The sequence below is a fragment of the Streptomyces sp. CB02980 genome (assembly GCF_014451325.2).
Classification (GTDB): Bacteria; Actinomycetota; Actinomycetes; order Streptomycetales; family Streptomycetaceae; genus Streptomyces.
On record NZ_JACSCH020000001.1, the window covers coordinates 769,662 to 784,890 of the forward strand.

Here is a 15,229-nt window from a genome sequence, read left to right on the forward strand (position 1 = left end):
CAGATCTTTCCGGCGTGGCCGAAGTTTTCTTTCAAAGGGCTGTGGGAGAGGGTGGGCATGACGGAGGAGTCCATGAGGGGCCGGGGCCCGAGCCGCCGGGCGTTCGGCGGCGGAGTCCTCGCCCTGGGAGGTGCGCTGATGATCGGTTCGATTCCGGGGGCCGCGGCGGCGCCGGGACCGGGGAGCCGAGGAGCGGGGAGCCCGGGAGCGGCGGGGGGCGGTGGTGCACCCGGCGCGCGCAGGACCACCCTGCGACGCGGGTCCGCCGCACGGGCGGGGCTCCTGTCGGAGCACCTGGACCGGCTGGTCACGGACGCCGAGGCCTTCCTCGGCCCCTCCCCCACGCACCCCTGGTACGCGGGCGCCGTACTGCTCGCCGGGCGGGGCGGGACGGTGGCGCTGCACCGGCCGATCGGCATGGCCGTGCGGTACGCGTCGTACGACGAGAAGACCGACACCGGCGTGGAGCTGCCACCGCACGAGCAGGTCCCGATGGCCGAGGACACCGTCTTCGACCTGGCTTCGGTCTCGAAGCTCTTCACCTCGATCCTCGCCGTGCAGCAGATCGAGCGCGGGGCGCTGGAGCTTGAGGCGAGGGTCACCGCGTACCTTCCGGAGTTCGGCGGTGGCGGGAAGCAGGACGTGACGGTGCGTCAACTCCTCACCCACACCTCGGGGTTCCGGGCGTGGATCCCGCTGTACAAGGCGCCGACGCGCGAGGGGAAGCTGCGGCTGATCTGGGACGAGGTCCCGGCGAACCCGCCGGGGTCGACGTACCTCTACTCGGATCTGAATCTCATCACTCTCCAGCTGATCCTGGAGAAGATCACCGGTCTCGGTCTGGATGTGCTGCTCCACGACGAGATCACTGCTCCGCTCGGGATGCACCGCACTCGTTTCAATCCCCCGCTCTCCTGGCGGCCGGGGATCGCCGCCACCGAGGACGCCCGCCCGCCGTGGTCCGGTCTCGACCGCGGCATGGTGCGCGGCGAGGTCCACGACGAGAACGCCCACAGCCTGGGCGGGGTCGCGGGACACGCCGGGATCTTCTCCCGCGCCTGGGACCTCGCGATCCTCGCCCGCACCCTGCTCAACGGCGGGGCGTACGGCAAGGCCCGCATCCTCTCCCCCGCCTCGGTGGAGCTGATGTTCACCGACTTCAACACCGCGTTCCCCGGCGACGAGCACGGGCTCGGCTTCGAGCTCTACCAGCACTGGTACATGGGCGCGATGGCCACGCCCCGGACTGCCGGACACACCGGCTTCACCGGCACCAGCCTGGTCCTCGACCCGACCACCGACGCCTTCCTGATCGTCCTCGGCAACTCCGTGCACCCGATGCGCTCCTGGCGCTCGGGGTCGGCTCCCCGCGTCGCTGCGGCGGACAACCTGGCCCGCGCCGTGCCCGTCCGCCCCGACCGGGGCCGCATGTCCTGGTTCTCCGGCATGGCGAGCGCTACGACCGCCACCCTGACGCTCCCTCATGTGCCGCGCGCCGCACGCCTGGAGTGCGCGCTGTGGTGGGACACCGAGCCGGGCGCCGACACGGCCGCCCTGGAGGCCTCGGCCGACGGCGGCACGACCTGGCGGCCGGTTCCCTTCACCACCGACGGACGCACGGAGCACCCGACGGGCACGGCGGGCGGCTGGTCCGGCCGCCTCTGGCACTCCGTGTCCGCCCCGCTGGCCGGGACGGACACTCTCCTGCGCTGGCGGTACACGACGGACCGGCGGTACGTGGGACGGGGCGTGTACGTGGACGGGCTGCGGCTCTTCGACGGAGCGGGACGCCCGGTGTTCGACGAGGCGCGGCCGGCGGACGGGGCGCGGATCGAGGCGAACGGCTGGATCAGGTCGGCCGATTGAGCCCGCCCGCCCACCTGATCGAACTGCGTACAAGTGATCATGTGAGGTACCGTCCCGGCGGGAAGATCTCACCGGGGGGATGAGACGAACGCGAGGGCGAGCGTCTGTCGTGTCGCCCGTTCGCGGTGCCCTTCCGTCCGCGGGGGCCGCCGCAACCGGCCCGTCGGCGAGCGGCACGACCGCTTCGAGACCCAGCCGCTCCCCCGTCGTTCGCCCTTCCTCCACGAGGTGTTCCTTCATGCCGTCCCTGTCCGAACGCCGTCCACCGGGCGCGCGCCGCTTCGCGCTGTCCGCATGGCTGTGCGCGCTCGCCCTCGCCGTCCTGGCCGCGGTCGTCCTGGCGGTCGCTCCGCAGTCGCCCGCGACGGCGGCGACGACGGGCGCCACCGCGGCACCGCTCGCCACCCAGGTGTCCAACACGCCGTTCAAGGCTCGCGAGAACTACTACTGCACGCGCATACCCGCCCTCGTCACCACCACGAAGGGCGTCCTCCTCGCCTTCGCCGAGGGCCGCACCCGGCTGACGACGACCGGCTGCCACGACGTCGGCGACAACGACATCGTGCTCAAGAGGTCCCTCGACGGCGGTGCGACCTGGCAGACCCTCCAGGTCGTCGTCGGCGCGGGCGACGAGCTCGCGCACGGCAACCCCGCGCCGGTGGTGGACGCCTTCACCGGCCGGATCACCGTGCTGTACTCCAGCAGCGACTGGAACCGTGACCAGACCAACCCCAAGCGCGACGCCTTCCCCCGCACCGTCCACGCCGTGCACAGCATGGACGGCGGTGCCACCTGGTCGCAGAGCGTGCCGCAGCCACAGCTCAAGGCCGCCGGCTGGGGCTGGGTCTCCACCGGCCCCGGCCACGGCATCCAGCTCGGCCGCGGGCCGCACCACGGTCGGCTGATCGTCCCCGGCGACCACACGGCCGGCGGCGACACGACCGCCGGGGGCCAGCTGTACCTCAGCGACGACGGCGGCCTCACCTGGCGTCTCGGGGCGACGTCCGAATCGAGCAAGTCCGGTGCGTATCCCGCCGAGTTGACGGTCGCCCAGACCACCGACGGCGGCGTCTACGTCAACGCCCGCAACTCCGAGCCGACGCGCTGCCTGACCAACGAGCACCGCCTGGAGTCCGTCAGCGCCGACGGCGGAGGCTCCTTCGCGGCCCCCTTCACCCCGGTGGCCAACCTGGACACCTCCCCGGTCTTCGGCTCGCTGCTGCGACTGCACGCCGAGGACCAGGACGCGAAGCCCGACAGGCTGCTGTACTCGGGTGGCTCCCGGCTCGGCCCCAGCCCGCTGGAGGACCGGCGCGAGCTGGCCGTCCGCTCCTCGTACGACGAGGGGAAGACCTGGCAGACCGTCGGCACCCTGATCTCGCCCGCCCGCACCGGCTACTCCGATCTGACGGTGCTGCCGAGCGGTTCCATCGGCGTCCTGTACGAGACGGCCGGCAACATCCCGCACGGCAACCTCGCCTTCAGCGCCTTCACCGAGCAGGCCATGGACGACGCCGGCACCGGACTGCGCCGCCCGCGCACCGCCGACACCCGCGTACGGGCGCCCGGCGAGGCCGGTAACCACGCCGTCATCCACGGCGGGGCCCAGCTCGGGACGCGTCTCGGCGGCGTCGCCATGGACTTCGACGGCCAGGACGACTACCTGCGTCTCGTCTGCTCGCCGTCCCTGCGGGTCGGCGAAGGGGACTTCACCGTCACGGCCTGGTTCCGGCACTCGGCCACCACCGGCACGCTGCCGATAGTCTGGGCGTACGGCATGCCGGGCACCGACCCGGCGAAGAAGGGCCGCCACTTCTCGGTCCGGGCCGAACCCGGCGTCGGCAACGTCCTGCGCGCCACCGTCGGCACGGACATCGGCTCCACCGAGGTGACGCTGCCGTCCTCGTACAACGACGGCGCGTGGCACCACGTCGTGTTCACCCGGCAGGGTCTCTCCCTCGGCCTGGCGGTGGACGGGGCCGCTCCGGCGATCGCGACCATGCCGGCGGGTACCAAGGCGTCGGACCGGAACGTCTCCCCGGGGGCCGAGTTCAACATCCACATCGGGGCCCGGCCCGACTTCCCCAACCAGCCTGCCGGGGTCGCGCAGCTCTTCCGCGGCACCCTGGACGACGTACGCCTCTTCGGGACCGCGCTGACCGAGGCCGAAGCGGCCGAGGTGAGGGCCGGATCGCTCGCCGTGGCGAACGACAAGGAGAAGCTCCGTCTCGGCTTCAGCACCATCTGGTAGCCGGCGCGAACCCCCGGCCGACGGGCGTAGCGCGCTTCGGCCGCGGGCTTCGGCCGCGGGCTTCGGGTTCCGGTGCTCCGGTGCTCCGGTGCTCAGGCCGCCTCCGCGTACAGCTCCTCGATCAGGCGGACGACCTGCTCCGGCTCGCGCAGCGTCGGGTAGTGGTCGGAGGCGGCCAGCCGGACGAGGCGGCAGCCCGGGATGCGTTCGGCCATCCTCTCGTTGCAGCGCACGACCTCCGGCCGGTCCTGTTCGCCCAGCGCGAGCAGGGTCGGTGCGGAGATCTCCCCGAGCCGGTCGAAGGCGGGCGGGCCGGTGAGCTGGTGGCCGATGTTGCTGAACCAGGCGGGCAGCACGGCCCGGCAGAGGGCGGCCGCGACCGGATCGGACTCGGGGGTGCCGCCGCCGGCCTTCGCCCACGCGCGGAGGCCGAGCCGGACGATGCCGTCCATGTCGCCGGCCGTGGCCAGCGGCTCCAGGCGCTCGAAGAACTCTCCCGTGGCCAGCCCCTCGTACCCGGAGACACCGGGGACGAGGAGGGCGAGGCCCGCCACCCGCTCGGGCGCCTCGAGCGCGAAGTCGACCGAGGTGGCCCCGCCCATGCTGGAGCCCACGAGGACCGCTCGCTCGATCTCGAAGTGGTCGAGGACCTCGGCCAGATCGCGGACCGGGAGGTACTCGGCGGTGGGCGCGGGCGAGCGTCCGTAGCCGCGCACGTCGTAGCGGATCACCCGGCGCCGCGCGGTGAGCGCGGGCAGGACCGGGTCCCACACCGCGGAGTCGCCGACGCCGGGATGGAGCAGGACCAGCGGCAGGCCGTCCCCTCCCGCGTCGTCCGCCCAGACTTCACCGTGACTGACACGCACCATGGTCTCCACGGTTCCCCAGTCTGGTGGGGCCCACGGGGCTCCGCCAGCACCCGAACGGTGTTTGGCGGACATCGCACCCGTCAGGCGCCGGATTCCGATGCCACGCCCAGGGCGGTCAGTACGGGGCTGATCAGGGGGTGGTCCTCCGCGCCCCGCCGGACGGCGGCGAAGACCCTGCGGGTCGGGGCGACGCCCTCGATCGGGCGGACCTCCACGCCCGTGAGCTCCATGCCGCGCAGGGCCGAACGCGGCACGAGCGCCACGCCGGCGGACGCGGCCGCGAGGGCGACGACGGCGCGGAAGTCGTCGGACGAGTGCTCCGGGTTCAGCGTGAACCCGGCGTGTTCGCAGGCCAGGACGGTGACGTCATGGCAGGGGTTGCCTGCGGACTGGCCGATCCAGGCGTCCTTCGCGAGGTCGCCGAGCGCGACCCGCTCGCCGGCCGCCAGCGGGTGGCCGGGCGGGAGGACCGCGTCGAAGGGCTCCGCGTAGAGCGGGACACGGGTGAGGCGGGCGTCGTCCTCGCCCGGCGCGCCCCGGTACTCGACCGCGACGGCGACGTCGACCTGCCGGTCGAGGACCATCATCAGGCTCTCGTCGCCCTCGGCGTCCCGGACCCGGACCCGGATGCCGGGGGCGGAGTCGGCCAGTGCCCTGATGGCCGGGGCCACCACGAGTCCGATGCCGGTGGCGAAGGCGGCGACCGTGACCGTACCGGCCTCGCCGGAGCCGTAGGCGGCGAGTTCCGACTCGGCGCGCTCCAACTGGGCGAGGACGGCGTTGGCGTGGCTGAGCAGGATCTCGCCGGCCGGGGTGAGCCGGGCGCCGCGGGCGCTGCGGTCCACCAGGCGGTGGCCGGTCTCCTGCTCCAGGGCGGCGAGCTGCTGGGAGACGGCGGAGGGGGTGAGATAGAGCGCGGCGGCCGCCGCCGTGACCGTGCGGTGGTCGGCCACCGCACGGAGGATGTGCAACCGCCGCGCTTCGATCATTCCCCCAGTCTCGCAGGCCGTGGGGCCCGCGCCCGCCTCAGCCCTGCAGGGCCGCGCGGGCGTCGACGAAGGCGTCGACGGCCCGGTTCACGTCGTCCGTGGAGTGGGCGGCGGAGAGCTGGACGCGGATGCGGGCCTTGCCCTGCGGCACGACCGGGTACGAGAAGCCGATCACGTACACACCGCGCTCCAGGAGCAGCTCGGCCATGCGGCCGGCCTCGGACGCGTCGCCGATCATGACGGGGGCGATGGCGTGGTCGCCGGGGAGGATGTCGAAGCCCTCCGCCGTCATCCGGGTCCGGAACAGCTCCGTGTTGGCGCGCAGCCGGTCACGCAGGTCGCCGGCGGACTCCAGCAGGTCGAGGACCTTGAGGGAGGCGGCGGCGATCACCGGGGCGAGGGTGTTCGAGAAGAGGTACGGGCGGGAGCGCTGGCGCAGCAGGGCGACGATCTCGGCACGGGCCGCGACGTAGCCGCCGGAGGCGCCGCCGAGGGCCTTGCCCAGGGTGCCGGTGATGATGTCGACACGGTCCATCACGCCGTGCAGCTCGGGGGTGCCGCGGCCGCCGGGGCCGACGAAGCCGACGGCGTGCGAGTCGTCGACCATGACCATGGCGTCGTAGCGCTCGGCCAGGTCGCAGATCTCGCCGAGCGGGGCGACGTAGCCGTCCATGGAGAAGACGCCGTCGGTGACGATGAGCTTGCGCCGGGCGCCGCCCTCCGTGGCCTCCTTGAGCTGCTGCTCCAGGTCGGCCATGTCGCGGTTGGCGTAGCGGAAGCGGCGGGCCTTGGAGAGGCGGATGCCGTCGATGATCGACGCGTGGTTGAGGGCGTCGGAGATGACGGCGTCCTCGGCACCGAGGATCGTCTCGAAGACACCGCCGTTGGCGTCGAAGCAGGAGGAGTAGAGGATCGTGTCCTCCTGGCCGAGGAAGGACGAGAGGCGTGCCTCCAGCTCCTTGTGCACCTCCTGCGTGCCGCAGATGAAGCGGACGGACGCCATGCCGTAGCCCCAGCGGTCGAGCGCCTCGTGGGCGGCGGCGACCACCTCGGGGTGGTCGGCGAGGCCCAGGTAGTTGTTGGCGCAGAAGTTCAGCACCTCGCCCGGGCGGCCGCCCGAGGTGACGGCGACGGTGGCCGACTGGGGGGTGCCGATGACGCGCTCGGGCTTGTGGAGTCCGGCCTTCTGGATCTCGTCGAGAGTGGCACGGATGTCGTCGCGTACGGAATCGAACATGGGTCAGGCTCCCGCAGTCCAGTCGAGGATGATCTTGCCGCTCTTGCCGGAGGCCGCGTCGTCGAAGGCGGCCTCGAAGTCGGTGTACGCGTAACGTCCGGTGACGACGGGCGAGAGGTCGAGTCCGCCCTCCAGGAGCACCGACATCGCGTACCAGGTCTCGAACATCTCGCGGCCGTAGATGCCCTTGATCGTGATCATGGAGGTGACGATCTTCGCCCAGTCGACGGCGAAGTCCTCGCTGGGCAGGCCCAGCATGGCGATCTTGCCGCCGTGGGTCATGTTGGCGACCATGTCGCGCATCGCGTGCGGGTTGCCGGACATCTCCAGGCCGACGTCGAAGCCCTCCTTGAGCCCGAGGGTGCGCTGGCCGTCGGCGATGGTCTGCTCGGCGACGTTGAGGGCGAGCGTGACGCCCGTCTTGCGCGCCAGGGCGAGGCGCTCCTCGCTGACGTCGGTGATCATGACGCTGCGGGCGCCGGCGTGCTTGGCGACGGCGGCGGCCATGATGCCGATCGGGCCCGCGCCGGTGACGAGCACGTCCTCGCCGACGAGCGGGAAGGAGAGCGCCGTGTGCACGGCGTTGCCGAAGGGGTCGAAGATCGCGGCGATGTCGAGGTCGACGGGGACGCGGTGCACCCACACGTTGGAGGCGGGCAGCGCCACGTACTCGGCGAAGGCGCCGTCCCGGCCGACGCCGAGGCCGATGGTGGCGCGGCAGAGGTGGCGCCGGCCGGCCAGACAGTTGCGGCACCTGCCGCAGACGAGGTGGCCCTCGCCGCTGACCAGGTCGCCGATGGTGATGTCGGCGACGTCACGGCCGACGGAGACGACCTCGCCGACGAACTCGTGGCCGACGGTCAGCGGGGTGGCGATCGTCTTCTGCGCCCAGCCGTCCCAGGAGCGGATGTGCAGGTCGGTCCCGCAGATACCGGTCCGCTTCACCTTGATGAGTACGTCGCCGGGACCGGTCTCCGGCTCGGGCACGTCCGTGAGCCAGAGTCCCGGCTCCGCCTTCAGCTTGACCAACGCCTTCAATGCCACGGCTCCCGACGTGCGTGTCCTGTGATGTGCGGGGTACGGGCGCGGCAGCGCGCCCAAGATCCCTGGAACAGAATCTTCCGTACGGAGCGCTCGCGGTCCATCGAGGATTTCTTAAGCGCGCTCGCAGATCAGCTTCACACCACAGGCGGGGGCGGGGCGACGTCAACGCGTCCGAACGGAGAGGCCACCCTCGGGGTCCCTCCGTCCGGGCTGCGTGACGGACATCCGGGTCAGCGGCCGAGGGCTGCCATCGCCGCGTTGTGGCCGGGGATTCCGCTGACTCCGCCGCCCCGGATCGCGCCCGCGCCGCACAGCAGCACGTTGGCGTGGCGCGTCTCGACACCCCAGCGGCCGGCCCTCGCGTCCGTGCCCGTGCTCGCGTCCGTGCTCGCGTCCGCGTCCTCCGCCCCGTACGGGAAGGACAGGTCGCGGTGGAAGATGTGGCCGCCCGGGAGGCGCAGCTCGCGTTCGAGGTCGAGCGGGGTCTTCGCCTCGATGCAGGGACGGCCGTCCGCGTCGAGGGCGAGGCAGTCGGCGATCGGCTCGTCGAGGTGGGCGTCGAGCTGGTCGAGGGTCGCCGCGAGGAGCGCGGCGCGGGTGCCGTCGTTGTCGGCGGCGAACAGCCGGGCGGGGGTGTGCAGCCCGAACAGGGTGAGGGTGTGGTGCCCCGTGGCGGCGAGTTCGGGGCCGAGGATCGTCGGGTCGGTCAGGGAGTGGCAGTAGATCTCGGAGGGCGGCGCGGAGGGCAGCCGGCCGGCGGCGGCCTCGGCGTAGGCGAGGGCGAGCCGGCCGTACCCCTCGGCGATGTGGAAGGTGCCGGCGAAGGCCTCGTGTGGGTCGACGGAGCGGTCGCGGAGCTTCGGCAGCCGGGTCAGCAGCATGTTGACCTTGAGCTGGGCGCCTTCGGGTGCGGGCGGGGGCGTGTCGCCGAGCAGGGCGGCGAGGTCACGGGGTGAGGCGTTGACGAGGACGTGGCCTGCCTCGACGGTGCCCTCGCCGTCGGCGGTGCGGAAGGTGACCGCGGCGCGCTGCCCGTCGGTCTCGATCCGGGTGGCCTCGTGGCTGGTGCGGATGTCGGCCCCGGCGGCTCGGGCCGCGTCGGCGAGGGCGTCGGTGAGGGCTCCCATGCCGCCGACGGGTACGTCCCAGTCGCCGGTGCCGCCGCCGATGACGTGGTAGAGGAAGCAGCGGTTCTGGAGGAGCGTCGGGTCGTGGGCGTCGGAGAAGGTGCCGATGAGGGCGTCGGTGAGGACGACTCCGCGGACGAGGTCGTCGGCGAACTCCCGCTCGACGGTGACGCCCAGCGGTTCCTCGAAGAGCATCCGCCAGGTGTCGGCGTCGTCCACGCGGGCGCGGAGCGCGGCGCGGGTGGGGAGGGGTTCGGTGAGGGTGGGGAAGATCCGGCGGGCGGCGCGGCCGGTGCGCTCGTAGAAGGCCTGCCAGGCCTCGTACTCGCGGTCGGACCCGGTGAGTTCGGCGAAGGAGGCACGGGTGCGATCGGCGCCGCCGCCGACGAGCAGGCCGCCGTCGCCCTTCGGGGTGTACGAGGAGATGGACCGTTTCCGTACGGCGAACCGCAGCCCGAGCTCGCGCACGATCTTCTCCGGAAGGAGCGAGACGAGGTACGAGTACCGGGACAGGCGCGCGTCGACCCCGGCGAACGGCCGGGTGGACACGGCCGCACCACCGGTGGAGCCGAGCCGCTCCAGGACGAGCACGGAGCGCCCGGCACGGGCGAGGTAGGCGGCGGCGACGAGGCCGTTGTGTCCTCCGCCGACGACGACGGCGTCGTACGAGCGGGCGGCGGGCCGGGCGTCCGGAAGCAGGTCAGGGGCAGTCATGGCTCATGCTCACACGGAGGCGACGGCCGGGGAAGAGGACGGCACGGCGGGCCGGCCAACGCCGGGCCCGCGGGATCGTGCCTGCCGCGGGGCGCGCCCCCTGCGGGCGGCCGGACCCGTCGTCGGCGACACGGGGGCGTGGAAGCGCCGGCCCCGGTGGGCCCCCGCCCGGTGGGGCCGGGTCTGCGGCGGCGGCCCCGGTCCGCTCGGGTCCGCGGCGGTGCGGTGGCCGCCCCGGTCTGCGGCGCAGGCCCCGGCGGCCGCCCACCTCGGCGACGGCCCCGGTGGGCCCGGGTCTGCGGCGGCGGCCCCGGTCGCTCAGGTCCGCGGCGGCGACCCCGGTCGCTCAGGTCTGCGGCGGTGCCGTGGCCGCTCTCAGGTGGAGGGCGGCGGCCTCTGCGTGGCGGCCCAGGCGCTCCAGGCAGTGGGCCTCGTCGTCCAGGGCCGCGAGGGTGTCGGGGTGGGCCGGGCCGAGGAGCCGGGTGCGGGCGGCGGCGACCGCGCTGTGCGAGGCGAGCGCCTCCTCCCAGCGGCCGAGGCGGCCGAGGGCGACGGCGGTCTCCCGGCGGCTCAGGAGGGTGTCCGGGTGGTCCGGGCCGAGGACCCGCTCGCGGTCCGCGTGGACGCTCTCGGACTCCGTGAGCGCTTCGGGCCAGCGGCCGAGGCGGCCGAGGTTGACGGCCAGGGCGTGGCGGGCGCGGAGGGTCTCGGGGCCGTCGGCGCCCTGTGCGCGGGTGCGCGCGGCGACGAGGTCGCGGCAGACGCCCATCGCGTCCGCGGCCTGCCCGAGCCGGCCGAGGAGGACGCCGGTCTCGTAGCGGGCGGCGAGGGTGTCCGGGTGGTCGGGCCCGAGGGCGGCGGCGCGTGCGTCGGCGACCGCGCGGTACTGGGCGAGGGCCTCGTCGCCCCGCCCCAACCGCCCGAGGGTGTAAGCCACTTCGCGCCGGGTCACGAGCGTGTCGGGATGGTCCTCGCCGAGCAGCCGGGCCCGTGCCTCCGCGACCTGGTGCGCCGTGCGGTACGACTCCTCGAAGCGGCCCAGGCGGCCGAGCGTGAAGGCGAGGTTGTGGCGGCAGCGCAGGGTGTCCGGGTGGTCGGGGCCCACGGTGCGCTCGCGTGCGGCGAGCACGGTGACGTACACCTCGTACGCCTCGGGGTGCCGTCCCAGGCGGCCGAGCGCGTACGCCCGCTCCTGCCGGGCCGCGAGGGTGTCGGAGTGGTCCTCGCCGAGGACGCGCGCGCGGGTGGCGGCGACCATGCCGAAGACGCGCAGGGCGTCGGCGGGGCGGTCGAGCCGGGCGAGGGCGAAGCCGACCTCGTAGTGGCTGGCCAGGGTGTCCGGGTGGTCCTCGCCGAGGGCCGCCGAGCGGTGCTCGGCGACGGACCGGTGCACGGACTCGGCCTCGTCCCAGCGGCCGAGCCGTCCGAGGCCCATGCCCGCCCGGTACCGGCCGGCGAGTACCGCGATCAGCTCCGCGGAGGCGGCGGGGCGCACCGGCGCGGGCTCGTGCTGCGCGGGCGCTCCGCCGGTGCCGATGGCGGTCGTCCACTCCGTGGTGAGAACGGCCGCGGCGGGGTCGTGGGCGACCGGGCGCGGCGCGCCGGCGACGTCGGCGGGCCGGTGCCCGCCGGTGATCGTCCGGACCCACGCGGGCATGGGAGCGGTCACGCCGGGATCGGCACCGGGCCCGGACTCGGAGGCGGACCCGGGCCCGGCGGCGGAACCCGGCCCCGGCCCCGGAACGACGGTCGCCCCGGCCTGCGCCGCGGCGGCGGCGCCCGCCCCCGGCAGGGACAGCGCGACCCGCCCCGTCACGATCCGGCGGCGCAGGTCCCCCGCGTCGGCCGGCCGCTCCGCCGGCACCTTGGCGAGCAGGTCGACGACGATCCGGTCGAAGTAGTCCGGGAGTTCGGCCCGGTGCGCGCGCGGCGGACTCGGCACCGTGTCGCGGTGTCCGATGAGGATCGCCCAGGAGTCGCCCAGGTCGAAGGGCGGGACGCCGGTGGCGAGTTCGTACAGCACGCACCCCAGCGAGTAGAGGTCGCTGCGGTGGTCGATCTCGCCGCCGCCGATCTGCTCGGGCGACATGTAGTGGGGCGTGCCCATGGCGATGCCCGTGCCGGTGAGCTTGGACGTGAAGCCCACGTCCGCGCCGAGGCGCGCTATGCCGAAGTCACAGATCTTCACCGTGCCGTCCCGCAGCCGCATGATGTTCGCGGGCTTCAGGTCGCGGTGCACGATCCCGTGCCGGTGGGTGTACGCGAGGGCGTCCGCGACCTGGTCGGCGATCTCGACGACGTCGTGGACGGGCAGCGGATGCTGGGCGTTGGCGGCGAGGAGCTGGCTGAGGTTGCGCCCCTCGAGGAGCTCCATGACGAGGAAGAGCACGCCGTCGTACTCGCCGAAGTCGTGCACGACGGTGATGCCCCGGTGCTGGAGCGCGGCGGCCACCCGCGCCTCGCGCCGGAACCGCTCGCGGACCACGGCGAGGACCTGTGGGTCCTGCTGCGGTCCGATCGGCTTGAGGCACTTCACGGCGACCCCGCGGCCGAGCGCCTCGTCCGTGGCGCGCCACACCTCGCCCATGCCCCCGCGACCGATGACCTCGTGCAGGCGGTACCGGCCCTGGATCAGTCTCGAGTCCCCCATCGTGTGCTGCCGCCCCCGTCGATTTCCTACGCCTTTCCCGGCTCCTCCAGTATGGACGGCGGTTCGGACAGTGGGTACGGGGCGGGGTACGCGTAAGGATCGGGTCGCGTCCCCGGGCCGAGCCGGTCCATGGCGCGGAGGATGTGTCCGGGCGGCAGCCGCCAGCGCAGGCGGGCCGGGATGCGGCGCAGCAGGTCGGCCGTGGTGACGAGGCGGCGGGTGACGGTCTCCGGCGGCGGCGCGGGACGACCGTAGAGCTTGTGGGCGTAAGGGGGCAGAGTGTCGTACGCGAGCGCCGCGACGCGCCGCCAGATCACCTCGCGCGCCGGTACGAGCGCGGGTTTCACCGGCGGCCGGCGCAGGAAGTCCTCGACGGTACGGGCGTCCGCGCCGGCCTCGAGCCGGGGCCGCACGGTCTCGAAGTAGGCGGCGAGCGCGGCGGTGGATCCGGGGACGGCGGCCGGATCAAGACCGACGAGCCGCGCCGAGGTGCGGTGTTCGTCGACGTACCGGTCGGCCTGGGCGTCGGTGAGCGGGATGCCCGAGCGGCGTGCGACCGAGAGGTACGAGTCGGTCTCGGCGCAGTGCACCCACAGGAGCAGCTCCGGGTCGTCCACGCCGAGCCGCCGGTGGATCCGGCGCACCCGGGCCCCGGCGGCTTCCGCGGCCTCGGTGGTCCCGTAACTCAGCGTCCCGACGAAGTCCGCGGTCCGCATGAGCCGACCCCAGGGATCCTTCCGGAAGCTGCTGTTGATCATGACGCCGCGCACGGCGACGGGATGCAGCGCCTGCAGCCACAGCGCCCGCACACCCGCGATCCACATGACCGGGTCGCTGTGCACCTGCCAGGTCACGGAACGGGGTCCGAAGAGCCCCGGGTCGGCACTCAAGAAGCGTCCTCGCTCATACCGTTCAGGCTACGTCGGAACCGGCTCCCTGGAACCGGTCGTGCACGACGGGGCGAGCGGACGTCCCGGGAGTCACGGGAGCACCGGTGCGGGCCTCAGGGCTCGATGTTCTGGTTGAGGTGGAACAGGTTCCCCGGGTCGTACGTCCGCTTGACCTCGACCAGGCGGTCGTAGTTCGCCCCGTAGTTGGCCCTGATCCGGCCCCGGTCGTCGTCGGCCATGAAGTTGATGTAGCCGCCCTCCTCGGAGTGCGGCGCGGTGGCCTCGTAGTAGTCGCGGACCCAGGCGATGTTGGCCTCGTTGGCGGAGGGGTCGGGCCACATGCCGGCGATGACGGTGGCGAACGAGGCGTCCCGGTAGGCGAAGGCCGTGGCGTCCGGGGCGACGCGGTGGCAGGCGCCGTTGATCGGGTAGATGTGGACCGTCGAGTTCACGGCGGGCAGCCCGGCGGCGTGCTCGACGTGCGCCTCGATCGCGGCGTCGGTCAGCTCGGTCACGAAGTTGGCCTTCCAGTAGTGCTGGAGGCCGGGCGGTACGAGCGCGTCGAAGGCGCTGTTGAGCGCCGGGTACGGCATGGGCCCGACGTGTTCGGCGACCACCGGCGCGAAGTCGCGGAGGGGCCGCAGGGCGTTCTCGCCCTCGTCGAGCGGTCCGGCCCAGCACGCCACGACCAGGGCGAAGGTGTCACCGTGCCGGTCCTCCGGGATGAAGGGGAGCGGCGGGGCGATCTGGAAGGCGGGGAACCCGCCCAGTTGCTCCGGTGCGTCGGCGATGTAGTCGGCGAAGGCACGCACGACGGTGGCCGCGTCCTCCAGTTCGAAGAGCATCGGTCCGCCGTAGATGTCCTTGACGGGGGCGAGCCGGTACTCGAACGAGGTCACGGCGCCGAAGTTGCCGCCTCCTCCGCGCAGGGCCCAGAACAGGTCGGCGTTCTCCTCCTCGTCGGCGACGACGAGCCGGCCGTCCGCGGTCACCACATCGGCCGAGACGAGGTTGTCGCAGCTCAGACCCAGCCCTCGGGCCAGATAGCCGATGCCGCCGCCGAGGGTGAGTCCGCCGACGCCGGTGGTGGAGATGATCCCACCGGTGGTGGCGAGGCCGAAGGGGTAGGTGGCCGCGTTGAAGTCGCCCCAGGTCGCCCCGCCCTCCGCGCGGGCCGTCCGCCGCACGGGATCGACGCGGACGCCTCGCATCCCGGAGAGATCGGCCACGACTCCGTCGTCACAGGTCCCGAAGCCGGGCACACTGTGCGCGCCGCCCCGGACCGCCAGATCGAGCCCGTTCTCGCGGGCGAAGTCGACCGCGGCCATGACGTCGCCCGCGTTGACACAGCGCACGACGACGGCGGGTCTCTTGTCGATCATGGCGTTGTGCACCGTGCGCGCCTCGTCGAAGGCGTCGTCGTCGGCCGTGACGACCGTCCCGCGCACCCGTTCGCGCAGCTGGTCGCTCGAGAGCTTGCCCATGGCCACCGCTCCTCGTTCGAATCATTTCCACGCTACGCCGATGACGCCGGGCCTCAACCGGAGCCCGGAGGCACGGACACCGGCCCGCTCCGTCCAGTACGTGAGACC

General features: G+C 73.4%; 10 protein-coding genes. 2 read left to right on the forward strand and 8 right to left on the reverse strand.

Features of this window, described 5'->3' with window-relative positions; all coding sequences use genetic code 11:
• Positions 1-57: 57 nt before the first annotated feature.
• Both E0F75_RS03505 and E0F75_RS03510 read left to right on the forward strand, forming a co-directional pair.
• Entirely contained in the window at positions 58-1,866 is a 1,809-nt protein-coding gene (locus E0F75_RS03505) for a serine hydrolase domain-containing protein (protein ID WP_187620909.1), read from the forward strand.
• A 238-nt stretch (positions 1,867-2,104) separates the two neighbouring features.
• Positions 2,105-4,117 (forward strand): sialidase family protein, encoded by a 2,013-nt coding sequence (locus tag E0F75_RS03510; RefSeq protein ID WP_187620910.1) that lies wholly within the window; start codon positions 2,105-2,107, stop codon positions 4,115-4,117.
• 92 nt (positions 4,118-4,209) lie between these two features.
• On the opposite strand, the gene E0F75_RS03515 is transcribed toward E0F75_RS03510, so the two are convergent.
• The 8 genes from E0F75_RS03515 to E0F75_RS03550 form a co-directional block, all read right to left on the reverse strand.
• The gene (locus tag E0F75_RS03515) at positions 4,210-4,986 is read right to left on the reverse strand and encodes an alpha/beta fold hydrolase (protein WP_187620911.1); all 777 of its coding nucleotides are present in this window, start codon (positions 4,984-4,986) and stop codon (positions 4,210-4,212) included.
• Positions 4,987-5,066: 80 nt separating this feature from the next.
• A complete protein-coding gene (locus E0F75_RS03520) occupies positions 5,067-5,975 on the reverse strand; it encodes a LysR family transcriptional regulator (RefSeq protein WP_187620912.1) in 909 nt (302 codons plus the stop codon).
• Between the two features lie 37 nt (positions 5,976-6,012).
• Entirely contained in the window at positions 6,013-7,212 is a 1,200-nt protein-coding gene (locus E0F75_RS03525; RefSeq protein ID WP_187620913.1) for a glycine C-acetyltransferase, read from the reverse strand.
• A 3-nt stretch (positions 7,213-7,215) separates the two neighbouring features.
• On the reverse strand, positions 7,216-8,250 hold the full coding sequence (gene tdh, locus E0F75_RS03530; RefSeq protein ID WP_187621033.1) for an L-threonine 3-dehydrogenase: 1,035 nt from the start codon (positions 8,248-8,250) through the stop codon (positions 7,216-7,218).
• Positions 8,251-8,486: 236 nt separating this feature from the next.
• On the reverse strand, positions 8,487-10,097 hold the full coding sequence (locus E0F75_RS03535; RefSeq protein ID WP_187620914.1) for an NAD(P)/FAD-dependent oxidoreductase: 1,611 nt from the start codon (positions 10,095-10,097) through the stop codon (positions 8,487-8,489).
• 346 nt (positions 10,098-10,443) lie between these two features.
• Positions 10,444-12,747: a serine/threonine-protein kinase gene (locus tag E0F75_RS03540; RefSeq protein WP_187620915.1), complete on the reverse strand. Its 2,304-nt coding sequence runs from the start codon at positions 12,745-12,747 to the stop codon at positions 10,444-10,446.
• Between the two features lie 26 nt (positions 12,748-12,773).
• Entirely contained in the window at positions 12,774-13,637 is an 864-nt protein-coding gene (locus tag E0F75_RS03545; RefSeq protein WP_187620916.1) for an oxygenase MpaB family protein, read from the reverse strand.
• Positions 13,638-13,750: 113 nt separating this feature from the next.
• Positions 13,751-15,121 (reverse strand): FAD-binding oxidoreductase, encoded by a 1,371-nt coding sequence (locus tag E0F75_RS03550; protein ID WP_187620917.1) that lies wholly within the window; start codon positions 15,119-15,121, stop codon positions 13,751-13,753.
• Positions 15,122-15,229 lie beyond the last annotated feature (108 nt).

Bases quoted from the DNA above. Each gene is read 5' to 3' on its own strand.
- E0F75_RS03505 (WP_187620909.1), top strand. From the start codon at position 58: ATGACGGAGGAGTCCATGAGGGGCCGGGGCCCGAGCCGCCGGGCGTTC.
- E0F75_RS03510 (WP_187620910.1), top strand. From the start codon at position 2,105: ATGCCGTCCCTGTCCGAACGCCGTCCACCGGGCGCGCGCCGCTTCGCG.
- E0F75_RS03515 (WP_187620911.1), bottom strand. From the start codon at position 4,986: ATGGTGCGTGTCAGTCACGGTGAAGTCTGGGCGGACGACGCGGGAGGG.
- E0F75_RS03520 (WP_187620912.1), bottom strand. From the start codon at position 5,975: ATGATCGAAGCGCGGCGGTTGCACATCCTCCGTGCGGTGGCCGACCAC.
- E0F75_RS03525 (WP_187620913.1), bottom strand. From the start codon at position 7,212: ATGTTCGATTCCGTACGCGACGACATCCGTGCCACTCTCGACGAGATC.
- E0F75_RS03535 (WP_187620914.1), bottom strand. From the start codon at position 10,097: ATGACTGCCCCTGACCTGCTTCCGGACGCCCGGCCCGCCGCCCGCTCG.
- E0F75_RS03540 (WP_187620915.1), bottom strand. From the start codon at position 12,747: ATGGGGGACTCGAGACTGATCCAGGGCCGGTACCGCCTGCACGAGGTC.
- E0F75_RS03550 (WP_187620917.1), bottom strand. From the start codon at position 15,121: ATGGGCAAGCTCTCGAGCGACCAGCTGCGCGAACGGGTGCGCGGGACG.